The sequence below is a fragment of the Agrobacterium sp. 22-3639C2 genome, assembly GCF_053522105.1.
Map to the genome: position 1 here is coordinate 749,747 of NZ_JBNWDB010000002.1, position 22,566 is coordinate 772,312.

Here is a 22,566-nt window from a genome sequence, read left to right on the forward strand (position 1 = left end):
CGATATGCCGCACCCGCTCGTTCCATAGGCAGGGTGTATCCGCTTGCCGATCTCCCCCCTTGTGGGGGAGATGCCCGGCAGGGCAGAGGGGGGTGCCTCTCGCCGCTTCACTCAAAACCAACCGGTAAGACGGAATGATGCGTGCTGAAACCAAAATCTTAGACGTTACCGAGACTTACAGCGCGACGCCCATTCTGGAAATGCGCGGCATCAGCCAGATATTCCCCGGCGTGAAGGCGCTGGATGGCGTCGATATCGCGCTTTATCCCGGCAAGGTCACGGCGCTGATCGGCGAGAACGGTGCTGGAAAATCCACGCTCGTCAAAATTCTCACCGGAATCTACCGCCCGAATGAAGGGGAAATCCTTCTCGATGGCCGGCCCGTCACCTTTCACGGCGCACAGGATGCCATCGATGCCGGCGTGACCGCCATTCATCAGGAAACCGTGCTGTTCGACGAGCTTTCCGTGGGAGAAAACATCTTCCTCGGTCATGCGCCCAAAGGCCGTTTCGGCCTCATTGACTGGAAGACCATCAATGCGCGCGCCGGGGTCCTGCTTGAACAGCTCGAAAGCACCATCGATCCGTCCATTCGGCTGAAGGACCTTTCCATCGCGCAGCGCCACCTCGTGGCAATCGCCAGAGCGCTTTCCGTCGAGGCACGCATCGTCATCATGGACGAACCGACAGCCGCCCTTTCCCGCAAGGAAATCGATGATCTGTTCCGCATCGTTGAAAACCTGAAGCGGCAGGGCAAGGCCATCCTGTTCATCAGCCACAAGTTCGATGAAGTATATGAAATCGCTGAAAATTACGCCGTATTCCGGGACGGAAAGATGGTCGGCGCGGGTAATCTCGCCGCCACCCCGCAGGATGAGATCGTGCGCCTGATGGTTGGCCGCGACGTCACGAACGCCTTTCCCAAGCAGGCGGTCGCGCTCGGCCCGACGGTTCTTTCGGTCCAAAATTATTCACACCAGACGGAATTTCGCGATATTTCTCTCGATCTGCGCAAAGGCGAAATTCTTGGCCTTTATGGGCTGATCGGCGCCGGGCGGTCGGAACTGTGCCAGTCGCTTTTCGGCATCACCCGCCCAGCCTCAGGACAGATTACCCTCAACGGCCAACCGCTCGTCATCCGTTCGCCGGAGGATGCGATCCGCGCCGGCATCGTTTATGTGCCGGAAGAGCGTGGACGGCATGGGCTGGCGCTGGACATGCCGATCTACCAGAACATGTCGCTGCCCTCTCTTGCCCGCACCTCTCGCAAGGGCTTTCTCGCCGCAGCAAACGAATTTGCTCTGGCGCGCAAATATGCCTCCCGCCTCGACCTGCGCGCCGCCGCCCTGTCCGTGCCCGTCGGCACGCTTTCCGGCGGCAACCAGCAGAAGGTGGTGATCGGCAAATGGCTCGCCACGCAGCCGAAAGTCATTATTCTCGATGAACCCACCAAGGGCATCGATATCGGCTCCAAGGCCGCCGTGCACGGCTTCATCAGCGAGCTTGCAGCCGAAGGTCTCTCCATCATCATGATTTCATCCGAACTTCCCGAAATTCTCGGCATGTCCGACCGCGCCATCGTCATGCGCGAAGGCCTGATGGCAGGTCAGTTCGAACGCGCCGATTTTTCTCCGGAAAAGCTGGTGCGCGCCGCCACCGGCAACGCCTGAGAGGGGCAAAACCATGCAACGTTTTCTCAAAAATCGCGAATGGCTGCTGGCGGGCATCATCGTCATCATGATCGCAGGCTTTGCGCTGCGCGCGCCCGGTTTCGGTAAGCTGGCCAATCTCGTCAATATCTTCAACGATACCTCCATCCTCATCATCCTGGCGCTTGGCCAGATGGCGGTCATTCTCACCAAATCCATCGATCTTTCGGTTGCCGCCAACCTCGCCTTCACCGGCATGGCAGTGGCGATGACCAATGCCGCCTTCCCGGGAATTCCACTGCCGCTTCTCATCGCCATGGCGGTCGGCATCGGTGCGTTTCTGGGATCGATCAACGGCATTCTCGTCTGGTGGCTCGGCATTCCGCCCATCGTCGTCACGCTCGGCACGCTCACCATCTATCGCGGCATGGCCTTCGTGCTGTCGGGCGGCGGCTGGGTGAATGCGCACCAGCTTTCGCCGACTTTTCTCAACGTGCCGCGCACCATGATCCTCGGCATGCCGGTTTTATCTTGGGTCGCCATCCTCATCATCGCCGGTGCCTGGCTGGTGCTCAGCCGGACCTCTTTCGGCCGCTCCGCCTACGCTTCCGGCGGTAATCCGGGCGCTGCGGTCTATGCCGGCATCGATGTCGGCCGCACGCGCTTTCTGGCTTTCGTTCTGTCGGGTGCACTGGCAGGACTTGCAAGCTATCTCTGGGTATCGCGTTATGCCGTTGCCTATGTGGATATCGCCGCCGGTTTCGAACTCGATAGCGTTGCGGCAAATGTGATTGGCGGCATCTCCATTGCCGGCGGCATTGGCTCGGTGGCAGGCGCTGTGCTCGGCGCACTGTTTCTCGGCGTCATTAAGAACGCCCTGCCCGTCATCGGCATTTCTCCCTTCGCGCAAATGGCGATTTCCGGCGTGGTTATCGTGCTCGCCGTCGTCTTCAACGCCCGCGCCGAAGCTCGAAAAGGGCGCATCATCCTGCGCGACCGGGCGGCAAGCGATCAGGCCAAGGAGGCCGCAGCATGAGTACGAATTCTCAACCGGCGCAGAAGCCACGTATCATTCCAGACAAGCTCGGCACGCCGTTGCGCCGTCTCCTGGCAAGCTGGGAAGTGCTGCTGCTCGGCGTCGCGATCCTCATCTTCATCGCCAATTCGTTTGCCTCGCCCTATTTCCTCAATGCCTGGAACCTGTCCGACGCGACGTTCAACTTCACCGAAAAGGCGATCATCGCCTTTGCGATGGCGCTTCTGATCATCGCTGGCGAGATTGATCTCTCAGTCGCCGCCGTCATCGCTCTCGCCTCCACCGCAATGGGTGCGGCGGTGCAGATGGGTGTTGGCACGCCGGGACTCGTCGCCATCGGCATCGGAACCGGGCTACTCTGTGGGGCGTTCAACGGCTTTCTCGTCGCTGGCCTCAAACTGCCATCCATCGTCGTCACCATCGGCACGATGAGCCTGTTTCGCGGTATTTCCTATATGGTGCTGGGTGACCAGGCCTATGGCAAATATCCGGCGGATTTCGCCTATTTCGGTCAGGGTTACGTATACTCGGTCATCTCCTTCGAATTCGTGCTGTTCCTCGCCATGGCCGTCATCTTCGCCATTCTGCTGCACGCCACCAATTTCGGCCGGCAGGTCTACGTGATCGGCAACAATCCGTTTGCCGCCCGTTTTTCCGGTATCCCCGTCGAGCGGGTGAAATTCATCCTCTTCCTTTTGACCGGCCTGATGAGCGGCATCGCCGCCATCTGCCTCACCTCGCGGCTCGGCTCCACCCGCCCCTCGATTGCTCAAGGCTGGGAGCTTGAAGTCGTGACCATGGTGGTGCTCGGCGGCGTGTCCATTCTCGGCGGCTCCGGCACCATTGCAGGTGTCGTCATCGCTGCCTTCGTCATGGGCCTCGTCACCTTCGGCCTCGGTCTTCTGAACGTGCCTGGCATCGTCATGTCGATCTTCGTCGGCCTGCTTTTGATCATCACCATCGCCATACCCATCGTTGTGCGCCGCCTTCGCGCCATCAGAGGCTAAGCCATGCCGGAATTAGAAAAACACGCTTTCAAGATGAAACTCTTCGCCGGCAAGCAAGCCGAATATAGACGGCGCCACGACGAGATATGGCCGGAACTGGTTGCTCTACTGCACGAAGCGGGTGTGAGCGACTATTCAATCCACCTCGACCCGGAAACCGACATCCTGTTCGGCGTGCTGACCCGCCCGAAGAACCACGGTATGGCAGCTTTGCCCGAGCATCCCGTGATGAAGAAATGGTGGGCGCATATGGCTGACATCATGGAAAGCAACCCCGATAGTTCGCCTGTCGCGACTGACCTTGTGACAGTGTTCCAACTGCCATGAATGACATGACAAAGCCACGCCGCGTCGCGGTCATCGATATAGGCAAGACCAATGCCAAGGTCGTTGTCATCGACACCCGAAGCGGCGAAGAGATAACCGGTGACAGACGTTCCAACCCTGTCCTTCGTGACGGCATTTATCCGCATTACGATGTGGAGATGCTCTGGAGCTTCATTCTCGCCTCTCTGCGGCGGTTCGCGGAAGAGCCGGGTTTCGACGCGATTTCCATCACGACCCATGGCGCGTCTGCCGCACTTCTTGACGAAAACGGCGATCTTGCCATGCCTGTGCTGGATTACGAGCACAGCTACCCCGCAAGCGTTGCGGAAGCCTATCTCCGCATCAGGCCAGATTTTGCTGAAACCGGCTCGCCCTCGCTTCCAGCCGGATTGAACCTTGGCGCACAAATCCATTTCCAGAAAACCGCCTTTCCGCAGGAATTCGCTGGGGTGCGCAGCATCGTCACCTACGCGCAATATTGGGCGGGGCGGCTGACCGGCGTTCAGGCCACCGAGACGACCTCGCTCGGTTGCCATACGGATTTGTGGAATCCGCGGCTGAAGGCGTTTTCATCGCTGGTCGAGCGCTTGGGCATTGCGCAATTGATGGCGCCGGTGCGCTCCGCCTTCGATGTACTCGGGCCAGTCCGCGAATCGGTGGCGCTGGAAACCGGGCTTTCGGGGGATATATCGGTCTATTGCGGCATCCATGATTCCAACGCCTCGCTCCTGCCGCATCTGCTGCGGCGGCAGGGTGATTTTTCGGTCGTCTCCACCGGCACCTGGGTGGTGAATTTCGCCATCGGCGGTACGGCAGAGGCGCTGGATCCCGCCCGTGATACGCTTTTGAATGTCGATGCCCTCGGGCGTCCCGTTCCCTCCTCCCGCTTCATGGGCGGCAGGGAATATGAAATGCTGACGCACCAATTCGGGCCTGCTCCGGGCGAAGAAACCGAAGCCGCTCTCGGCGGCGTGCTCACAAGAGGCATGATGCTGTTGCCCAGCGTCGTCAGCGGTTCCGGCCCCTTCCCCGGCAAAACAGCGCGCTGGATTGCCGACGACAATGCCACTGTTGCGGAACGGCACGCGGCAGCGGCGCTTTATCTCGCCCTGATGACGGAGTTCAGCCTATCGCTCATCGGGCGGAAAGGCCCGATACTGGTCGAAGGGCCATTCGCCAGCAATGCGCTTTATCTCAAGGCGCTGGCAGGTTTTGCCGAAACTGAGGTCATCGCCGTCAGCGGTTCCACAGGCACCAGTGCCGGGGCAGCACTCCTCACCGGTATCAAACCACTTGCCGGTCGCGAGCGTCATTTCGCTCCCGATGCCATTGCAGGGCTTCCCGCCTATCACAGCGAATGGCAGGCCCGTCTGGCTTGACGCAAGACGACAAAATGCGGCCGGGTATCCAGCCGCATTCCGTTTTGCAAAAGGATCAAGCCTTGATGAAGGCCAGAAGATCGGCGTTGAGCACGTCTGCATTGATGGTCAGCATGCCGTGCGAGAAGCCGGGATAGGTCTTCAGCGTACCGTTTTTCAGGAGCTTCACCGATTTCAGCGCAGAGTCCGCAATCGGCACGATCTGGTCATCTTCACCGTGCAGCACGAGTGTAGGCACGCTGATGGCCTTCAGGTCTTCGGTCTGGTCGGTTTCCGAGAATGCCTTGATGCCATCGTAATGCGCCTTGGCACTGCCCATCATACCCTGCCGCCACCAGTTCTGGATCACGCCTTCCTGAACGGTCGCTCCATCGCGGTTGAAGCCGTAGAACGGGCCGGAGGGCACATCGCGGAAGAACTGCGCGCGGTTTGCGGCAAGTGCTGAACGGAAGCCGTCAAAAACCTCCATCGGCAGGCCCTCGGGGTTGGCCTCGGTCTTGAGCATCAGCGGCGGCACGGCGGAAACCAGAACGGCCTTCGCGACGCGGCCTGCGGGTTCACCGTGTCTGGCAACATAACGCGCCACTTCGCCACCGCCGGTGGAATGACCGATATGCACGGCATTTTTCAGGTCCAGCGCTTCTGCAACCGCAAAGGCGTCTGCGGCATAATGGTCCATATCGTGACCTTCGGAAACCTGCGCGGAGCGGCCGTGACCACGGCGATCATGGGCGACGACACGATATCCTTTCGAGAGGAAAAACAGCATCTGTCCATCCCAGTCGTCGGAGCTGAGTGGCCAGCCGTGGTGAAACACGATGGGCTGAGCATCCTTCGGGCCCCAGTCCTTGTAGAAGATGTCCGTTCCATCTGTCGTCTTAACAAAGCCCATGATTGTTTCTCCTTCGGTTGCGTTGGCATCTTCCGGTGCGATCTATGTTGTGCGCCGGTTTGATGGAGGGATGATGACGCAGGAAAACATCCGCAACAATTGCAACAATAATTCTGAATGAATTGCTGATCTGGTAATAATGGCCGTGCCGCCCGCTGTCTTATGCCCCGTTACCGGCGCTAAACGGCACCGCGACCGAAAAGTTGCGACAGAAGACGCAAACGGATTGAAATAACCAACCGGATAAGTTGCGGTTTAAATTGTAATCAACGGCGCACGGGCGCGGTCGCGACTGCACACCGCCGGAAACGAAACTCGCTAAGTTGTTCGAACTCTCAATCCACGTCGGGATCGTATTCCCTCGGGCTGTCGTCCTTGGAAAACAACACGCAAGGGCCGCGTGAACCGCGTGGATCATAGGCGTATCCCTTGGCGGTCAGTGCCTGCATGATGTCGCGAACACCTTCGAGGCCATAAAGGTGATCGTGCAGCTCGACGAATATCCGCTCCACGCCAGCAAGCTCGGCATTGCCGAGCAGATCGCGTTCCGCGCCCTCGATATCCATCACGAGCGCCGTGATGCCCCGGCTGGCGACAAACGCATCGATATTCTCGGACGAGATTTCGATGCGCCTTTCATAAGGACCCTGATTTTCGTCCATGGACGACATCCAGAGATCCTTGCGGACATAGAAGGGATAGGTACGCGGCTCGTCGGCCGTGAGAAGTCCTTGGGAAAACACGACATTGCCACGGCAATTTGCCTTGATCACCCGTTCCGCCAGCGCCGCTGTGGACGGATTGGCCTCGAATGCCCAAACGGAAACATCCTGAATACCGGCAATGATCGAGGTTATGATGCCGATGCCGGACCCCAGTTCCAATACGCGGTCGCCGGGCTTGATGGCTTTCAGGACGCTGCGGGCCTCTTTCGCCTCATAGCTGCCGTCGGTCAGCGCCTGCCATATGACGGGCGATACCTCATCGGAAGAAAGAGGCAGGGCTACTCCATGCACATCCAGAATTTCCATATTTCCCAAGCCCTTTCTCAAAACCCGGCCTCGTCAACAGAACGATCCCGCATAGACCGCGAATGCTCTACAGTATCGGTGCGACAACCGGTATTGGTTTTCGCCGTCAACGATGTATCCCACTGAAATTTAACATGGCTTGCCCTGTTCGAAAGCAAACCCGTTCAAACGGAACTCCAGGCCACAAGCTCCTTGGCCGGCAACGGCCTGCTGATCAGATAGCCCTGTACCAGATCGCATCCCAGACGTTTGACCAGCTCATATTGCTCCTCCGTCTCGATGCCTTCGGCGATGGTGGTCATTCGGAGGCTGCGCCCGACGCCGACCACGAATTCGACGATCGCCAGCGCGTCGCGGTCGCTGGTGATATCGCGCAGGAATGACCGGTCGATCTTGATCTTGTCGAACGGCACGCCGCGCAAATTCGCAAGCGAGGAGTAACCGGTGCCGAAATCGTCCATGGCGATCTGGATGCCGACGGCCTTCAGCCGCGTCAGCGTGTTGATCGTCTGGTCGCTCTTGTTCAGCAGGATCGATTCGGTGATCTCAAGCTCGAGCCGGCTCGGCTCCAGCCCGCTTTTATCAAGGGCACCCATCACGTTCTGAATGAGGTTGGTACTGTGGAACTGAACCGGCGAGAGATTGACCGCCACCTTCATGTCCTCATCCCATCGCATCGCCTCGCGGCAGGCAGTCTCCATCACCCATTTTCCGAGCGAATGGATAAGGCCGGTTCGTTCCGCAACGGGAATGAACACGCTGGGCGGAACATCGCCGCGCACTGGATGTTTCCAGCGCAAAAGTGCCTCGAAGCCACAAAGCTTGCGGGTCTGCGTCGCCACCTGCGGCTGGTAATAGACCTCCATCTCGTCGTTCTGCAGCGCCGTCTGCAGATCGGCCTCGAAGGATTTCTTTTCGGTCAGCTGCTTTTGCATGCGGACCTTGAAAACACTCGCCCGGCCAGGGCCGATGGCCTTGGCTTCATAAAGCGCCAGATCCGCGCGCTTGAACAATTCATCCGCATCGACGGTACCATGCGATATGGCGATGCCGATGCAGGTGCCGATTTTCACCTCCTGCTCGCCTAGCTGGTAGGTCCGGCTGATCTGCTCGATAAGCTTGGAGGCGAGACGGCGCGCCGTGTCCTCATTGAGATCATCGGACACGACAGCGAATTCATCGCCGCCAAGGCGGCAAACCATGTCGTAATCACCGCCGATCCCCGAAAGGCGCTGTGCCACGGCCTGAAGCAAGGCGTCGCCCGAATCGTGGCCAAGCGTGTCGTTGACGTCCTTGAACCCATCGAGATCAAGCAGAAGAATGGCCGTCGTTCCATTGCCGCCGAAAGAGCGGCGCAACCGCTCGATAAGTTCCTGCCGGAACAGCGAGCGGTTCGGAAGGCCCGTCAGCGCATCATGATAGGCATCATGCTCCAGCCGGACATTCTTGGCCTGCAATTCAAGCGTGGCGGCGCGCAGATCATCGGTCAGCCCGCGCATGCTTTTCTGCGCACGGTTCAACAGATCGTTCTGGCGAAGCAGCAATATCACCAGCGCGATGCCGCACAGGATCAATCCGCCCGCAAGCGCGGTGTAGACGATATGCAGCTTGCGCACGTCCTCATGGGCCGTATCGATCAGATTGACGTCATAGGCGACCGACGACGAAGCCAGCGTCGTCATCGGCGCATCGAGCGAGCTCATCTCGGAGAGCAGATCCGGAACATCCCTTGGCTCCAGGGTGTTCATCTGCTGTTCCAGGCGGGCCAGAACCGCGTCAAGGCGGGTTACGAGATCCCGCCATTGCTGTTTTTCATTGATGAAAGCGCCGAGGTTACCCTGCTTCAAGAGCTCCAGGCGGCTTAGCATGATGTCCATGCGCAGCTGCAATTCGTCCCGGTCTATGACACCGGGACTGAGCGCAAAAACGGCCAATTTGTTCTGAAGGCGGAGATACTCCGCCACGGTCTGACTGACCGCCCACGAATCGTTATAGCGGGCAAATTTCTGCAGAGCGGTCTGACGCTCGGCAATGACGAAAGCGATATAGCCCGTTGCCAGGACGAAGCAACAGATGATCACCGCCACAAGTTTTCGCAAACGGCACCTTTATTCCACTATCAATTTGGCAACTTGCCATGCGGACCGCGAATAATAGGTCTGCTTCTGCAATTCCGGGTCGCTATCATAGGGATAGATGACAAACAGCGGACCCTTTTCGCGAACTGTCATGTAGTTGCCATCCAGCTTGATCGCGAGGATAACGTTAAATTTCTTAAAATCCTCAACCGGTATGGTGCTCACATAATCGTTGAGTGCAACTGCCGTTACGCTGGTGCCTTTTGCACCGACGAGATCCATCAACTTTGCCAGTGACACGCCGTCAAAACGAACGCGGCCATCGTGCCAGGGCGTCGTGGTCTCCACTGTCACCATGCCCAATCCCTCCAGCATGTCGCGATCGAATACCGCAGCGCCATCGGCATTGGTGTTGGTGATGTTTCCGGAGATGGTCAATATCGGCTTGCCTTGCGGCTTGGCGATCGTCCCGGCCTCGGCACAGGAAAGCCACATGAGCGACAGAAACGCACTGAGAAGTACCCGGGCGAAACTCATACTCTTTCTCCATCTAGCGTTCAGGTCGAGGGGTTTTCGCCAACCTCTGAGGGTCAAGGGAACCGACGCTCGCAATATATATCAGGAATGAATGTTATATCCTTAGTGAGATTTTATCCGTATTTTCTCTAGGTTTTGAGTAAACCGTTTGGATAATTTTTCCGTCTTATTGTACTTTTTTACACTTCACGCCCTGTTATGACGCAAGCAACACTACAAGTTACGTCTTCGTATCAATCCGTCTGGTGCGACAAAGGCCAAATTGCGGCATATGCGTGATTGCTTAATAATAGCGACACATGATTCGCGCGTATCGGACAAGACCAATGCGCGTTCGGCATCCGCCTGCCTGTCAGGCAGGAAAGCCGAGAGACAAGTTTCGCATCACAGAAAAATCATGGCGATTGCCAGAGCGAACGGTTGAAACATACCGTACGCAACTTAATATAAGAGCTGTCATTTCCGTTTCCGGCATTTTCTGCTTCCCCTTGCCGGAAATGCCCAGACGCCCGTTCCGCGCAGCGCAAGCGGCGATACCGGATATAGTCCGGTCAGGAAAATTCTGTTCACGTCTCCGGGCTGGACGGCACCCTGCCGTATCGGCCGCATCATGAAGGTAGTCCCTATGCACACCTATCCCGACATCAAACTTCTCATTGATGGCGAATGGCGAGACGCCGTTTCCGGCAAGACGATCGCCGTATCCGACCCAGCGACCGACGAAATCATCGGCGCGATCGCCCATGCCGAAAAGGCGGACCTCGATCTGGCACTTGCCGCCGCCGAGCGTGGCTTCAAGGTCTGGCGCGACACCTCGCCCTTCGAGCGTTCCAAGATCATGCGCAGGGCAGCCGATATCCTGCGCGAGCGCAAGGACAAGATCGCCTATATAATGACCCGCGAGCAGGGCAAGCCGCTGTCGCAATCGGCAACCGAAATCATGGGCGCCGCCGATACGATCGACTGGTTCGCCGAAGAAGCACGTCGCACCTACGGCCAGGTCATCCCGGCGCGCGCAACCGGCGTTTCCCAGCTTGCCATCAAGCTGCCGGTTGGTCCCGTCGCGGCGTTTACGCCATGGAACTTCCCGATCAACCAGATCGTCCGCAAGCTTTCGGCTGCCCTTGCCACGGGCTGCTCCATCATCGTCAAGGCCCCGGAAGAAACACCGGCATCGCCGGCGGAACTGATCCGAGCGTTTGTGGATGCGGGCGTGCCGGCGGGTGTCATCGGTCTCGTTTACGGCGTGCCATCCGAGATTTCGGAATATCTGATCCCGCATCCGGTCATCCGCAAGATTTCCTTCACGGGCTCCACGCCGATCGGCAAACATCTGGCAGCGCTTGCCGGCAAGCACATGAAGCGCGCCACGATGGAACTCGGCGGTCATGCGCCAGTGATGATCTTTGACGATGCCGATATCGAAAAAGCGATCGAGGTGACCTCGCTTGCCAAGTTCCGCAATGCCGGTCAGGTCTGCGTCGCTCCCACCCGCTTCCTCGTGCAGGACGGTGTGGCGGATCGCTTCCTTGAAGGTTTCGTGGAAGCCACGAAGGCGATCAAGGTCGGCAACGGCCTGGAAGAAGGTGTCGTCATGGGGCCGCTCGCCAATGAGCGCCGCATCCCAGCGCTGGAAGGCCTGATCAACGACGCCGTTTCCCATGGCGCGGAACTGAAGACCGGTGGCCGCCGCATCGGCAACAAGGGCAACTTCTTCGAGCCCACGGTGCTCGCCAACGTGCCAGTGACAGCCAAGATCATGAACGACGAGCCCTTCGGTCCCGTCGCCATCATCAACCGCTTCTCGACGTTCGATGATGCCATCAACGAAGCGAACCGCCTGCCTTTTGGCCTTGCCTCCTACGCCTTTACCAGCTCGGTCAAGACAGCGCATGCGCTCGGCCACCAGGTCGAGGCGGGCATGCTGACCATCAACCACAACGGCCTTGCCCTTCCCGAAGTCCCCTTCGGCGGCGTCAAGGATTCCGGTTATGGCACGGAAGGCGGTTCGGAGGCGGTTCAGGCCTATCTGGAGACGAAATTCGTCAGCCAGATGAGCTGAAGCTTTGGATGCAAGCTCAGGGCGGGTGACAATATCCGCCCTGAACCTGAATTTGGCGAACCCGGAATCTCCACGCGTCGCCACCCCGGACTAGATCCGGGGTCCAGCGCGATCAAGTCATTGACCGCAAAAGACTACTCACCGCGCAGGCGCCCAGTGGCCGGATGCCGGATCAAGCCCGGAATGACGGAGTGAAAGACCTTCGTCAATCTGTGAAGAAGCAAGATCTGCTATGTCTTTTCTTCGGTAGTACCACCTTCCCTTGCCTCCGTCCTCATCATGCCCTAAAAGAACAAAAAGTGAACTTAGAGAGGCACTATGAGCGAGACAGCGGCACCCGCGTTGAAGGAAATCTTCAACCACGAAAAACTGCGACACATCGCCGATCAGACCAAAGCCGTTCATGCGCCTTTCGATGTTCCCGCCTTCATGGCGCTTGCCACGACAAATCTCGAAGCGCTGGGCATCATGCAGCGCATGCGGCAGGTGGCGACCAGCCTGCACGCCACGCTTCCCGGCGACTATGCCCGCAACATCGAAATTCTGACAGCCGCAGCACCCGGAATAGGCAACGGTTTCGCATCCATTTCGCTGCCAGAATATGTGGCGCTTTACGGTCTCGACGATTTCGATCTTTCCATGCAGGCGCTGCAATATTTCACCCGTTTCGGCTCCTCGGAATTTGCCATCCGCCATTTCCTGCAAAGGGATCTGGCCCGAACACTTGCCGTGATGGAAACATGGTCGCAACATGACAACGAGCATGTGCGGAGGCTGGCGAGCGAAGGCTGCCGGCCGCGCCTGCCTTGGTCGTTCCAGCTCAAAGCCCTGATCGATGATCCCTCACCGGTCACCGCGATCCTTGATGCCATGAAAGCTGACGAGGCGCTTTACGTGCGCAAATCCGTCGCCAATCATCTGAACGACATCACCAAGGACAATCCCGCTTTCGTGCTGGCGCTCATCGACACATGGCCGAAGGAAAACCCGCATACACGCTGGATCGTGCGGCAGGCCTTGCGCACTCTGGTCAAGAAAGGTGACGCTGCCGCGCTCGCCCATTTCGGTGCCCATAAGGAGGCTCAGATCGCACTCTCGGCGTTTCAGGTTTCTCCTGAAAGGGTCGCTCTCGGTAATCCGGTGCGGATTTCAGCTTCTTTCACCTCGACGGCAGAAAGCCCGCAGAAGCTGGTGATCGATTATGCCGTGCATTACGTGAAAAAGAGCGGTGACGCCTCCGCGAAAGTCTTCAAGTGGAAAGAAATCGAGTTGCAGCCGGGCGAAACATGCGCGCTCTCGATAAGCCGCGCCATGCGTGATTTCACCACCCGCAAGCACTATGCGGGTGTTCACAAGGTTGACCTGATGGTCAACGGCAGGCTGGCGGCCGAGGCCTCTTTCGAACTGCTGATATGAAGCTGGCGAGAGCGTCCCTCAAGCCGCCGGGAAAATCTTCGCACGGCGGATGATGACGGAACCGCGATCGCCTGCCGCGACATCATTTTCCGGCGGCACGTCGAATTCCAGGAGATCGCCGCCATCTGTGCTGGCGATCACCCGCCGCTCGCCTGCCCGGTCGAGAACCCGCGAAACCGAGGCTGGAATGCCCTCGTGCAGATCTTCCCATTCCAGGTCGGAGGGACGGGCATAGATCTCGACGGCGCCATCTGCCTGACCGTAGGAGAAAGGCAGTTCGTTGTCACCGACATAGACCTTTCCGCCGCGCGCCACGCCGGACACACGGTTGGCATCGCCGAGAAAGCGCATGACGAAGGCGCTGTTCGGCTGGCGGCAGACTTCCTTCGGCGTGCCCTGTTGCACGATCTCGCCCTGATTGAGGATGACGACGCGGTCAGCGAGATCCAGTGCCTCTTCCTGATCATGCGTCACGAAAATCGTGGTAATGCCCAGCGCGCCGTGAATTTCACGCAGCCAGCGGCGCAGGTCGCGGCGCACATTGGCATCCAGCGCGCCGAAGGGCTCATCCAGTAGAAGCACTTTGGGATCGACCGAAAGCGCACGGGCCAGCGCCACACGCTGCCGCTGCCCACCGGAAATCTGCGCCGGGAACCGGTCGCCCAGACCGTCAAGCTTGACCAAGTTCAACAGTTCCCTGACCCGCGCATCGATCGCGGCCTTGTCGCGCTTCACCTTCGACACCTTCATGCCGAACGCGATGTTTTCATGCAGCGTCATATGCGGAAAAAGTGCGTAGTGCTGGAACACGAAACCGACGCCGCGATCGCGCACCGGAATATTGGTGGCGTCTTCGTCTCCAAAAAAGATGCGGCCGCCATCGCTATATTCGAGACCGGCGACCATGCGCAGGATCGTCGTCTTGCCTGAACCGGAGGGGCCGAGCAGCGCCAGAAGCTCGCCACTTTCAATATCGAGCGAAACATCGCGCACCGCGCGGAAGGTATCGAAAGTCTTCACCACATTTTCGAGGCGGATTTTCATGGGAATCAGGTCTCCGTGGCGATGGCGGCACCGCCGCTGGTCTTCTTGGCCCCGCGCCCGGCGCCGCGCCGTTCCAGCGCCACCTTGGCGATGATGGTGATGACAGCGAGCAGAGCGAGGATGGAGGCCGACGCAAAGGCGCCCGCCGTCTGGTAATCGTGATAAAGCAGCTCGATATGCAGCGGCAGCGTGTTGGTCTGGCCGCGAATATTGCCTGACACGACCGACACCGCGCCAAATTCACCCATGACGCGGGCGTTGCACAGAACGACGCCGTAGAGCAGTGCCCATTTGATATTCGGTAGCGTCACCGAAAAGAAGGTGCGCCAGCCGGATGCGCCAAGCGAGGTGGCCGCCTCCTCCAGATCGCGGCCCTGCGCCTGCATCAATGGGATCAGCTCGCGCGCCACGAAGGGTGCCGTGACGAACATCGACGCGATGACGATGCCGGGTAGTGCAAAGAGTATCTTGATATTGTGCGCATCGAGGAACGGCCCAAACAGCCCCTGCAGCCCATAAACGAAGAGATAGGCGACACCGGCGACGATCGGCGAGATGGAGAAGGGTATCTCGATCAGCACCAGCAGGAAGCGCCGGCCGGGAAAATCGAATTTAGTGATCGCCCATGCGGCTGCGACGCCGAAGGCCGTGTTGATCGGCACCGCAATCAGCGCCGTCAGCACCGTCAGCATGATGGCGTGGCGGGTATCGGGGTGGGTGATGGTCGCTGAATAGACCTTCCACCCCTGCGAAAAAGCCTCGACCCCGATGATGGTCAGAGGAGCGACAACCAGGAACGCGCCGATGACGAGCACAAAAGCGATCAGGCTACGGCGAACCCAGGGCGCGTCACCGACGCGCGGTGGCTTGCGATGCGAGGAAATGGCGCTCATGTCTCAGCTCCTCACCGTATAACGAAGCGCACGCGCCTGCAGGTAATTGGTCACCGCCAACATGACGAAGGCCGCGATGAGCAGCACGGAGGCGATGGCGGCGGCGGCCTGATAATCATATTCCTCCAGCCGGATGAAGATCAGCAGTGCCGTAATTTCCGTTGAAAACGGCTGGTTGCCGGCAATGAAAATGATGGCGCCGAACTCACCGAGGCTGCGCGCGAAAGAGAGCGAGAGACCGGCCAGCAGAGCTGGCGTCAGAAGCGGCAGGATGACCTTGCGGAAGATTTCTAGATCGGAACCGCCGAGCGATTGCGCCGCCTCCTCCAATGCCGGATCGAGGTCTTCGAGCACCGGCTGCACGGTGCGCACGATGAAGGGTAGACTGGTAAAGGCCATCGCCACCATGATGCCGAGCGGCGTATAGGCAACCTTGATGCCGAATTGCGCAAGCACCGAGCCGAACCAGCCGTTACCCGCAAACAGCGTCGTCAGCGCAATGCCGGCAACGGCGGTGGGAAGCGCAAAAGGCAGATCGACAATGGCATCGACAAGGCGCCAGCCGGGGAAACGGTAACGCGTCAGCACCCAGGCGAGCGCCAGTCCGAAAACGACGTTGAACAAGGTCGCGGCGAGAGCGCAGAGCACCGTGACGCGATAGCTCGCAACAGCGCGCGGCGAAGAGATAATGGCCCAATATTCGGCTGGCCCGAGGCTCGCCGCCTTGAACACCAGCGCCGAGAGCGGCAGAAGCACGATGATGGCGACGTAAGTGAGGGTAACGCCGAGGGACAATTTAAGCCCCGGCAGAACATTCCGCTTCAAACCCCGCCCCCAATTCATCATAAAGCGACCCGGCAGTTTCCCGCCGGGTCTTTTACCTGTTGCATATCGTCGTGATTAACGGCTGCCGTAGAGCGTATCAAGCGTCGCGCCGGACGCAAAATGCTCTTTCTGGATTTTATTCCAGCCGCCGAAGACGTCATTGACATTGACGAGGCGAATGGCCGGGAACTTGTCCTTGAACTCGCCGACAACCTTTTCGTTGTGAACGCGATGGCCGAATTCGGCAGCAATGCGCTGGCCCTCTTCGGTGTAGAGGAAATCGAGGTAGCTCTTCGCCAGATCGCGCGAGCCGCGCTTGTCGACCACCTTGTCCACCACGGCGACCGGGAATTCGGCGAGCAGGCTGACGGAAGGCACCACGCCCTCAACCTTGTCGGCGCCATATTGCTTGGCAATGCCGCGGGTCTCGGCTTCGAAGGTGATCAGCACGTCGCCGATTTCACGTTCCACGAAGGTGGTGGTGGCGGCGCGGCCTCCGGTGTCGAAAACAGGGGTGTTGTCGAAGATTTTCTTGACGAATTCCTGAACCTTCTTCTCGTCGCCGTTGAACTTCTCCTTGGCATAGGCCGTGGCGGCGAGATAGGTGTAACGGGCGTTACCCGAGGTCTTCGGATTGGGGAAAACCACCTTCACGTCGTCACGGGCAAGATCGTCCCAGTCCTTGATGTGCTTGGGATTACCGGCACGCACGAGGAAGGAAGGGAAGGAATAGAACGGCGAGGCGTCGTTCGCGAAATCCTTCTGCCAGTCGGCGGAAACGAAACCCTGCTTCACCAGAAAATCGACATCCGTTACCTGGTTGAAGGTGACGACATCAGCTTCCAGACCCTCAACGATGGCACGCGCCTGCTTGGAGGTGCCGGCGTGCGACTGATCAACCGTGATACCCGGATGCAGCTTGATGAAAGCCTCGTTCTCGGCTGCGAAAACCTCACGGGCAACATCGTAGGAGGCGTTGAGAATGGTGGTCGGAGACTGCGCCTGCGCCGCACCTGCAAAAAGAGCGGCAATGGCAGTGCCGATGATGAGAAGACGTTTCATGAATACCCCCGGAAAATCGAATGGTCGTCAACATAACGGGGGGCGACAACGCCTGCGAGCAACAGCCGTGCGTTAAGCAGAAGGGCATTAGAAATTTCACCCAAGCAACATCAATTCGAAAGGTGATGATTTCATATATGTCCGCAAGCCGGATTTCTTTTGCGTTGCGCAATCTAAAGGCGGTGCTCGGGAAAGAGATTACCGGAATGTTTGGTAAAATATGGCAGAAGGTCTTCTTCACGCACCTCTTCCAGCTGTGGCGGTCGCCAGCGCGGATTGCGGTCCTTGTCGACCAGGGCCGCACGCACGCCCTCATAAAAATCATGACCCCGCAATATCTCCGTGCCGGCGGCAAATTCCCGTTCGAGGCATTCGATGAGGCTGGCGCTTTCCCGCCCCAGGCGCAGCAGCTTCAGGGTTAGTTTGAGACTGGTAGGGGAGCGTTTTTTGAGAATTTCCAGACTCTCGCGCGAAAACGTATCGTCACGCTCCGAAAGTGCTGCGAAAATCTCCTCGACCGTGTCGAAACGGAATGCCGCGTCGATGATCTCACGGTGTGCCGACAGGACCCCCTCACCAGCTTCGACGGCATAAGTTCCGATTACCGCCTCGACACCATCAGGATCGAGCGCTTGTGATAGATTCTTCACCAAATCTGTAAGGCGCGCAGAAGGGACGAAACAATCGGCAAAACCGGCATAGATCGCATCGGCAGCAGTGACCGCATTGCCTGTCAGCCCCAGCCAGGTGCCGCATTCGCCCGGCGCTCTGGGCAAAAGCCATGTACCGCCGACGTCAGGGAAATAGCCGATACCGGTTTCCGGCATGGCAAGCTTCGTCCGCTCGGTGACGATGCGGTGGCTGGCATGGGCGGAAATGCCGACGCCGCCACCCATGACGATGCCGTCCATCAACGCAACATAAGGTTTACCAAAGCGGGCAATACGATAATTCAGCGGAAACTCTTCGCGCCAGAAATCCAGCACCTGCGGATCGCCCGCTTTGCCGAGATCGTGAATGATGCGAACGTCACCCCCCGCACACAGCCCCCTGTCGCCTTCCCCTGTCAGCACCACGCAGGAAACGTCAGGGTCATCCTCGAAACGGTGAAGCGCCTGGAGCATGGCACGAACCATCGGCAGCGTCAGGCTGTTGATGGCTTTCGGACGGTTCAGGTGGATGATGCCGGCCCCTCCCCGTCTTCCGATGACGACCTGCGTCTCCGCTTCCGTTGCAACTTCCAAGGTCGCCTCCTCCGCTACCGTTCACCAGCCCATCTTGGAGGTCCGGGCGCGATCACGCAACGTTGATCTTGTCCTTCAGGAACGTCTTTCGCTCAAACCGCTTTCACCCGCGTAAAATGCCTGAAATCCGCTTTCGCAATGCAGCATGTTTGCTTGACGCCCGGAAAATCATGGCATGTAATGGAGTTTGAAATGCCGGCATTGATTCCTGTCGAGCGTGTGCCGGACCAAGCGGAATGTCGCCTTGTCAAAGGCGTTGTCAACAGCAACGGGAGACGAGCATGCAGGTTTCGGAACAAGAGTGGATCAGCAAACGGGCCTATACACTTTGGGAAAAGGAAGGCCATCCACATGGCCGTGACGCGGACCATTGGGAACAGGCAAAGCATGAATTTTCGCTGCTGAAGACATCGGAGGCGACAAAGCCTGCCCAGCGCAAGAAAGCAGCGCCGAAGACCGCTGCTGCAGAGCCGGAGGCAGAAGCCCCCGCAAAACCCAAGGCCCGTGCACGCAAGGCAGCAACCGCGAAATAAAAGTACTCTCGTGATAATCTGAACCGGCAAATGAAAAGCCCGACGAAATCTCGCCGGGCTTTGTCTGTTTATCGCGGATCGCAACCGGGATCACCGACCCGGCAACCGCCCTGAAAGTTTTCCGAGGCGGGCGCGCGGCGTGGATCATCCCATTGGCGGCGCTCCGGACGACGCTGGCCTTCGTCCTGATTTGGCTGGCGATCACGATTGCGGTCGCGATTTTCTTCCTCGAACCGAGGACGGTCACCATCTCGACGCGGCCTGTCCTGGTTTCCGTCGCCCCGGTTTCTGTCACCCTGGTTCCAGTCGCCGTAACGGCGCTCCCAGCGGCCATCATTCGGTCCACCGCCCTGACGCGGATCGCGCCATTCATCCCGGCGGCCATCACGCCATTCGTCGCGCGGACGCGGGCGTTCCCAGTCACCGCGCGGCGGCGGAGGCGCAGCATTCCAGTAACCGCCTGATGGCGGCGGACGACGCCAGCGGTCACGCTCGCGGTAGAAGTCACGGTCACGATAATAACGGTCCCAATAACGACCGGCTTCGAAGGTGATCACGGGAACGCCGAGATCGCGGTAATAACGCGGTTCAACGTAGACCCGGTTCTGCCTGAACGTCGTCTGGATGTAACGACCGGCGACCCAACCACGACCGCTGACGAAAGAGACGTCGCACCACGGCGTATCGGACAGGCAGCCATGTACCGTCAATGGTGCGCCGACCGGGATCACGACCACGGCCGGATAGGCTGTGCTCGGACCGGAGCGCATATTCACATTCGCGGTGGCAAAGCCGCGAGTCGCAGCTTCGGCAAGGGCCGGCGCGGCGAGCATGGCCACCAGCGCAATTGCGCCAAACAGTTTTTTCTTCACTTACTTCTCCTCAAGCAAAAGCCCGCTTTGCCCTTGTCGGCGTCCATCGATTTCGATGGACGAGCATGCGTTCCACATACTGCCATGGCTGGAAAATACGCCGTGTTCCATGAACGCAGCATGAAACAAATCGCAGCCCGTTTCAGTTCCACCTGCGGCAATGAAGCACCCGGGAATTTGCCGACGGAATGTGCCGCCGGTCTTGACTTCGGGGATCAATCATCCGACTTCAATGCAACAGCAATATGGAGCATAACCATGAGCGAAACCGCACAGACGACCGTCGACCAGAGCGAAGTGGATCGCTTCTCCGCGATGGCTGCGGAATGGTGGAGCCCGACGGGCAAGTTCCGGCCGCTGCACAAATTCAACCCGGTGCGGCTTGAATATATCCGCAACCGCATCTGCGATAATTTCGGCCGCGACCCGAAGGCGCACCGCCCGCTTGAAGGGCTGCGTGTGCTGGATATCGGCTGCGGCGGCGGCCTGCTTTCCGAACCCGTGGCACGCATGGGCGCGGACGTGGTGGGCGCCGACCCTTCAGAAAAGAATATCGGCATCGCCTCCACCCACGCCCGTGAAAGCGGTGTCAGCGTCGACTACCGCGCCGTGACCGCCGAACAGTTGCTGGAGGCGGGCGAAACCTTCGACGTCGTCCTCAACATGGAAGTGGTCGAGCATGTGGCCAATGTCGATCTCTTCGTCACCACCTGCGCGAAAATGGTGCGTCCCGGCGGGCTGATGTTCGCCGCCACCATCAACCGCACGCTGAAAGCCCGCGCGCTCGCGATCTTTGCCGCCGAAAACGTATTGCGCTGGCTGCCGCGCGGCACCCACCAATATGAGAAGCTGGTTCGCCCGGATGAGCTTGAACGACCGCTGGTGGCCAGCGGCATGGATATCGTCCACCGTACCGGCGTCTTCTACAACGTATTGCAGGACCGCTGGAACCTCTCGCCGGACATGGAAGTCAACTACATGATGCTGGCGAAAAGACCCGCGTAAAGCTAGCGCACCCAATTCTCCGGTCATGAACGACGGATGACGTCGCCCTGAGTGGCGGACGTCATCAAAATCGTAGGCAAACTCAATTCACATCATCGGGCAGCACTGGCAACGGTGCAATCTCGATGCCCTCGTCAATCAGGGCCTTCGCGTCCTGGGCAGACGCGTGGCCGATGATGCCGCGTTCGTCGGCCTCGCCATAGTGGATCTTGCGGGCTTCTTCGGGAAATTTATCGCCGACATCTTCCGCATTCGCGCGGATATTTGCGACCGCCTCGCGGATTTTTGCGATAGCCTCTTTTTTGGCCATGTCCATGGCGAGCGACTGGCGTTCGTCTTTTTTGCGGGCGGTGGAGACCGAAGGCGCCATCAGAAGTTTGGAAACCTGCGGGGAATTGCACATCGGGCAGGACAGGAAGCCGCGCTGCAACTGATTATCGAAATCGTCGCTCCCGGAAAACCAGCCTTCGAACTCATGGCCCTTTTCACAGGCCAGCGCATAACGGATCACGCCGCCTCACCTCCAGCAGGAATAACCGTGTCCAGTCCGAACTCGCGGGCATTGCGCAGATTGGGGATTTTTCCGCGCGCGGCAGCCACGAGAGACGTGTCGATCTCTGCGAAAATGATCTCTTCCCCGGCGCCACCGGCCATTGCCAGCACCTTGCCCCAGGGGTCGATGATGATGGAATGGCCGAACGTGACCCGCCCGTCCTCATGCAGGCCGGCCTGTGCGGCGGCAATGACGAAAGCGCCGTTTTCAATGGCGCGGGCACGCAGCAGAATTTCCCAGTGGGCTTCACCCGTCTGGCGGGTAAAGGCGGCCGGAACCGTCAGAACCTCGGCGCCGGCGAGTGCCTCCGCCCGGAAAAGCTGCGGGAAGCGCACATCGTAGCAGATCGCAAAGCCGAATTTCCCCAGCGGCAGTTCGGCAACGCGAGCGACAGCGCCGGGTTCGTAAGCCGCACTTTCGCGCCAGCTTTCGCCATTGTCGAGATCGACATCGAACATATGGATCTTGTCATAGCTGCAGATACGCGAACCGTCAGGCGCAAACAGAAAACCTCGATTGGCAATCTTGCCATCCGGGCGGGCAATCGCTGTCGAGCCGACATGGACATGGATGCCGAGTTCGCGTGCCAGCCGGGCGGCGGTCGCAACGATGATATCGCCATCGTCGTCACGCAGCTGGGCGCGAAGCGCCTGCCTGTCCTTCTGGAGAGCGCCGGTCATTTCCGGCGTCTGAACATAGACAGCGCCCGCAGCCGCAGCAACACGTACCAGGCGCTCCATATCGGCGGCGTTTTTCACCGTATCGACACCCGAGCGCATCTGAATGGCGGCAGCCTTGAAAATCATCACGTCCTCCGTATCGAAAATCGAGCCGATTAAGCGGCAAGCATAACGTCGAGTTTGCCAGCACGCTCCAGTGCATGCAGATCGTCGCAACCGCCGATATGCTGGCCGTTGATGAAGATTTGCGGGAAGGTGGTTCCGCCGGATTTCTCGATCATTTCCTGCCGGTATTCCGGCGTCGTCGTCGCGTTATATTCGGCGTAATCGACGCCCTTGCTGTCCAGCAACGCCTTGGCGCGCGCGCAATAACCACAAAAATCCCGTGTATAGATCGTTACCGGTGCCATGTATTTCGAAGCCTCGCAAACGTGTGCTGAA

Annotated in this window: 23 protein-coding genes; 9 read left to right on the plus strand and 14 right to left on the minus strand. The window is 58.9% G+C overall.

Annotated features, from left to right (window positions below; genetic code table 11):
* Positions 1-134: 134 nt before the first annotated feature.
* From ACQZ6D_RS11080 to ACQZ6D_RS11100, 5 genes are read left to right on the plus strand one after another with little or no spacing between them, the layout of a single operon-like run.
* Complete coding sequence (locus ACQZ6D_RS11080; protein WP_065704323.1) at positions 135-1,670, plus strand: sugar ABC transporter ATP-binding protein; 1,536 nt, start codon at positions 135-137, stop codon at positions 1,668-1,670.
* A 13-nt stretch (positions 1,671-1,683) separates the two neighbouring features.
* The gene (locus tag ACQZ6D_RS11085) at positions 1,684-2,685 is read left to right on the plus strand and encodes an ABC transporter permease (protein ID WP_065704326.1); all 1,002 of its coding nucleotides are present in this window, start codon (positions 1,684-1,686) and stop codon (positions 2,683-2,685) included.
* Entirely contained in the window at positions 2,682-3,692 is a 1,011-nt protein-coding gene (locus ACQZ6D_RS11090) for an ABC transporter permease (protein WP_065704328.1), read from the plus strand. The genes ACQZ6D_RS11085 and ACQZ6D_RS11090 overlap by 4 nt, the downstream gene beginning before the upstream one ends.
* Before the next feature lie 3 nt (positions 3,693-3,695).
* The gene (rhaM, locus tag ACQZ6D_RS11095; protein ID WP_065704329.1) at positions 3,696-4,019 is read left to right on the plus strand and encodes an L-rhamnose mutarotase; all 324 of its coding nucleotides are present in this window, start codon (positions 3,696-3,698) and stop codon (positions 4,017-4,019) included.
* A complete protein-coding gene (locus ACQZ6D_RS11100) occupies positions 4,016-5,398 on the plus strand; it encodes an FGGY-family carbohydrate kinase (protein ID WP_065704331.1) in 1,383 nt (460 codons plus the stop codon). The genes rhaM and ACQZ6D_RS11100 overlap by 4 nt, the downstream gene beginning before the upstream one ends.
* Before the next feature lie 55 nt (positions 5,399-5,453).
* Here ACQZ6D_RS11100 and ACQZ6D_RS11105 read toward each other — a convergent pair whose 3' ends face one another.
* The 4 genes from ACQZ6D_RS11105 to ACQZ6D_RS11120 all read right to left on the minus strand — a co-directional run bounded on the left by ACQZ6D_RS11105 (position 5,454) and on the right by ACQZ6D_RS11120 (position 9,936).
* Positions 5,454-6,290 (minus strand): alpha/beta fold hydrolase, encoded by an 837-nt coding sequence (locus tag ACQZ6D_RS11105; protein ID WP_065659631.1) that lies wholly within the window; start codon positions 6,288-6,290, stop codon positions 5,454-5,456.
* Positions 6,291-6,625: 335 nt separating this feature from the next.
* Positions 6,626-7,321, minus strand: a complete 696-nt coding sequence (locus tag ACQZ6D_RS11110; RefSeq protein WP_003511210.1) for an FkbM family methyltransferase — start codon at positions 7,319-7,321, stop codon at positions 6,626-6,628.
* Positions 7,322-7,485: 164 nt separating this feature from the next.
* On the minus strand, positions 7,486-9,420 hold the full coding sequence (locus tag ACQZ6D_RS11115; protein WP_003511211.1) for a putative bifunctional diguanylate cyclase/phosphodiesterase: 1,935 nt from the start codon (positions 9,418-9,420) through the stop codon (positions 7,486-7,488).
* Between the two features lie 9 nt (positions 9,421-9,429).
* Positions 9,430-9,936, minus strand: coding sequence for a putative pterin-binding protein (locus ACQZ6D_RS11120; RefSeq protein WP_003511212.1), 507 nt, complete (start codon positions 9,934-9,936; stop codon positions 9,430-9,432).
* Positions 9,937-10,561: 625 nt separating this feature from the next.
* Here ACQZ6D_RS11120 and ACQZ6D_RS11125 point away from each other — a divergent pair.
* The gene (locus ACQZ6D_RS11125; protein ID WP_003511213.1) at positions 10,562-11,998 is read left to right on the plus strand and encodes an NAD-dependent succinate-semialdehyde dehydrogenase; all 1,437 of its coding nucleotides are present in this window, start codon (positions 10,562-10,564) and stop codon (positions 11,996-11,998) included.
* A gap of 318 nt (positions 11,999-12,316) precedes the next feature.
* A complete protein-coding gene (locus ACQZ6D_RS11130; protein WP_065704332.1) occupies positions 12,317-13,414 on the plus strand; it encodes a DNA alkylation repair protein in 1,098 nt (365 codons plus the stop codon).
* A gap of 18 nt (positions 13,415-13,432) precedes the next feature.
* On the opposite strand, the gene ACQZ6D_RS11135 is transcribed toward ACQZ6D_RS11130, so the two are convergent.
* The 5 genes from ACQZ6D_RS11135 to ACQZ6D_RS11155 all read right to left on the minus strand — a co-directional run bounded on the left by ACQZ6D_RS11135 (position 13,433) and on the right by ACQZ6D_RS11155 (position 18,482).
* Positions 13,433-14,458 carry a sulfate/molybdate ABC transporter ATP-binding protein gene (locus ACQZ6D_RS11135; RefSeq protein WP_003511215.1) on the minus strand — a complete coding sequence of 342 codons (1,026 nt, stop codon included), beginning with the start codon at positions 14,456-14,458 and terminating at the stop codon, positions 13,433-13,435.
* A 5-nt stretch (positions 14,459-14,463) separates the two neighbouring features.
* Positions 14,464-15,351 (minus strand): sulfate ABC transporter permease subunit CysW, encoded by an 888-nt coding sequence (gene cysW / locus ACQZ6D_RS11140; RefSeq protein ID WP_065704334.1) that lies wholly within the window; start codon positions 15,349-15,351, stop codon positions 14,464-14,466.
* Positions 15,352-15,354: 3 nt separating this feature from the next.
* Entirely contained in the window at positions 15,355-16,197 is an 843-nt protein-coding gene (gene cysT, locus ACQZ6D_RS11145; protein WP_083211639.1) for a sulfate ABC transporter permease subunit CysT, read from the minus strand.
* A 54-nt stretch (positions 16,198-16,251) separates the two neighbouring features.
* The gene (gene cysP, locus ACQZ6D_RS11150; RefSeq protein ID WP_065659633.1) at positions 16,252-17,238 is read right to left on the minus strand and encodes a thiosulfate ABC transporter substrate-binding protein CysP; all 987 of its coding nucleotides are present in this window, start codon (positions 17,236-17,238) and stop codon (positions 16,252-16,254) included.
* Positions 17,239-17,411: 173 nt separating this feature from the next.
* Positions 17,412-18,482, minus strand: a complete 1,071-nt coding sequence (locus ACQZ6D_RS11155; protein WP_111789711.1) for an enoyl-CoA hydratase/isomerase family protein — start codon at positions 18,480-18,482, stop codon at positions 17,412-17,414.
* Between the two features lie 281 nt (positions 18,483-18,763).
* On the opposite strand from ACQZ6D_RS11155, the gene ACQZ6D_RS11160 reads away from it, so the two are divergent.
* Positions 18,764-19,015: a DUF2934 domain-containing protein gene (locus ACQZ6D_RS11160; protein WP_003511224.1), complete on the plus strand. Its 252-nt coding sequence runs from the start codon at positions 18,764-18,766 to the stop codon at positions 19,013-19,015.
* A gap of 68 nt (positions 19,016-19,083) precedes the next feature.
* Here the strand turns inward: ACQZ6D_RS11160 and ACQZ6D_RS11165 are convergent, their stop codons facing one another.
* Both ACQZ6D_RS11165 and ACQZ6D_RS11170 read right to left on the minus strand, forming a co-directional pair.
* Entirely contained in the window at positions 19,084-19,887 is an 804-nt protein-coding gene (locus ACQZ6D_RS11165) for an SH3 domain-containing protein (protein WP_003511225.1), read from the minus strand.
* A complete protein-coding gene (locus tag ACQZ6D_RS11170; RefSeq protein WP_139104343.1) occupies positions 19,888-20,106 on the minus strand; it encodes a hypothetical protein in 219 nt (72 codons plus the stop codon).
* Between the two features lie 39 nt (positions 20,107-20,145).
* Between ACQZ6D_RS11170 and ubiG the strand changes: the two genes are divergently transcribed.
* Complete coding sequence (gene ubiG / locus ACQZ6D_RS11175; RefSeq protein ID WP_026330704.1) at positions 20,146-20,892, plus strand: bifunctional 2-polyprenyl-6-hydroxyphenol methylase/3-demethylubiquinol 3-O-methyltransferase UbiG; 747 nt, start codon at positions 20,146-20,148, stop codon at positions 20,890-20,892.
* An 82-nt stretch (positions 20,893-20,974) separates the two neighbouring features.
* Here ubiG and ACQZ6D_RS11180 read toward each other — a convergent pair whose 3' ends face one another.
* The 3 genes from ACQZ6D_RS11180 to grxC are packed head-to-tail and all read right to left on the minus strand — an operon-like array spanning position 20,975 to position 22,535.
* A complete protein-coding gene (locus tag ACQZ6D_RS11180) occupies positions 20,975-21,403 on the minus strand; it encodes a DUF1178 family protein (RefSeq protein WP_019564809.1) in 429 nt (142 codons plus the stop codon).
* Entirely contained in the window at positions 21,400-22,251 is an 852-nt protein-coding gene (locus ACQZ6D_RS11185) for a carbon-nitrogen hydrolase family protein (RefSeq protein WP_003511228.1), read from the minus strand. Before ACQZ6D_RS11185 ends, ACQZ6D_RS11180 begins: the two co-directional genes overlap by 4 nt.
* Positions 22,252-22,280: 29 nt before the next feature.
* Positions 22,281-22,535, minus strand: a complete 255-nt coding sequence (grxC, locus tag ACQZ6D_RS11190; protein ID WP_003511229.1) for a glutaredoxin 3 — start codon at positions 22,533-22,535, stop codon at positions 22,281-22,283.
* Positions 22,536-22,566 lie beyond the last annotated feature (31 nt).

What these genes read in the sequence shown, in the direction of transcription:
- ACQZ6D_RS11130 (WP_065704332.1), top strand. Translation starts at nt 12,317, where the DNA reads ATGAGCGAGACAGCGGCACCCGCGTTGAAGGAAATCTTCAACCACGAA.
- ACQZ6D_RS11160 (WP_003511224.1), top strand. Translation starts at nt 18,764, where the DNA reads ATGCAGGTTTCGGAACAAGAGTGGATCAGCAAACGGGCCTATACACTT.
- ACQZ6D_RS11135 (WP_003511215.1), bottom strand. Translation starts at nt 14,458, where the DNA reads ATGAAAATCCGCCTCGAAAATGTGGTGAAGACTTTCGATACCTTCCGC.
- cysW (WP_065704334.1), bottom strand. Translation starts at nt 15,351, where the DNA reads ATGAGCGCCATTTCCTCGCATCGCAAGCCACCGCGCGTCGGTGACGCG.
- ubiG (WP_026330704.1), top strand. Translation starts at nt 20,146, where the DNA reads ATGAGCGAAACCGCACAGACGACCGTCGACCAGAGCGAAGTGGATCGC.
- ACQZ6D_RS11185 (WP_003511228.1), bottom strand. Translation starts at nt 22,251, where the DNA reads ATGATTTTCAAGGCTGCCGCCATTCAGATGCGCTCGGGTGTCGATACG.
- grxC (WP_003511229.1), bottom strand. Translation starts at nt 22,535, where the DNA reads ATGGCACCGGTAACGATCTATACACGGGATTTTTGTGGTTATTGCGCG.
- ACQZ6D_RS11080 (WP_065704323.1), top strand. Translation starts at nt 135, where the DNA reads ATGATGCGTGCTGAAACCAAAATCTTAGACGTTACCGAGACTTACAGC.
- cysT (WP_083211639.1), bottom strand. Translation starts at nt 16,197, where the DNA reads ATGATGAATTGGGGGCGGGGTTTGAAGCGGAATGTTCTGCCGGGGCTT.
- rhaM (WP_065704329.1), top strand. Translation starts at nt 3,696, where the DNA reads ATGCCGGAATTAGAAAAACACGCTTTCAAGATGAAACTCTTCGCCGGC.
- ACQZ6D_RS11120 (WP_003511212.1), bottom strand. Translation starts at nt 9,936, where the DNA reads ATGAGTTTCGCCCGGGTACTTCTCAGTGCGTTTCTGTCGCTCATGTGG.
- cysP (WP_065659633.1), bottom strand. Translation starts at nt 17,238, where the DNA reads ATGAAACGTCTTCTCATCATCGGCACTGCCATTGCCGCTCTTTTTGCA.
- ACQZ6D_RS11100 (WP_065704331.1), top strand. Translation starts at nt 4,016, where the DNA reads ATGAATGACATGACAAAGCCACGCCGCGTCGCGGTCATCGATATAGGC.
- ACQZ6D_RS11125 (WP_003511213.1), top strand. Translation starts at nt 10,562, where the DNA reads ATGCACACCTATCCCGACATCAAACTTCTCATTGATGGCGAATGGCGA.
- ACQZ6D_RS11110 (WP_003511210.1), bottom strand. Translation starts at nt 7,321, where the DNA reads ATGGAAATTCTGGATGTGCATGGAGTAGCCCTGCCTCTTTCTTCCGAT.
- ACQZ6D_RS11105 (WP_065659631.1), bottom strand. Translation starts at nt 6,290, where the DNA reads ATGGGCTTTGTTAAGACGACAGATGGAACGGACATCTTCTACAAGGAC.
- ACQZ6D_RS11090 (WP_065704328.1), top strand. Translation starts at nt 2,682, where the DNA reads ATGAGTACGAATTCTCAACCGGCGCAGAAGCCACGTATCATTCCAGAC.
- ACQZ6D_RS11085 (WP_065704326.1), top strand. Translation starts at nt 1,684, where the DNA reads ATGCAACGTTTTCTCAAAAATCGCGAATGGCTGCTGGCGGGCATCATC.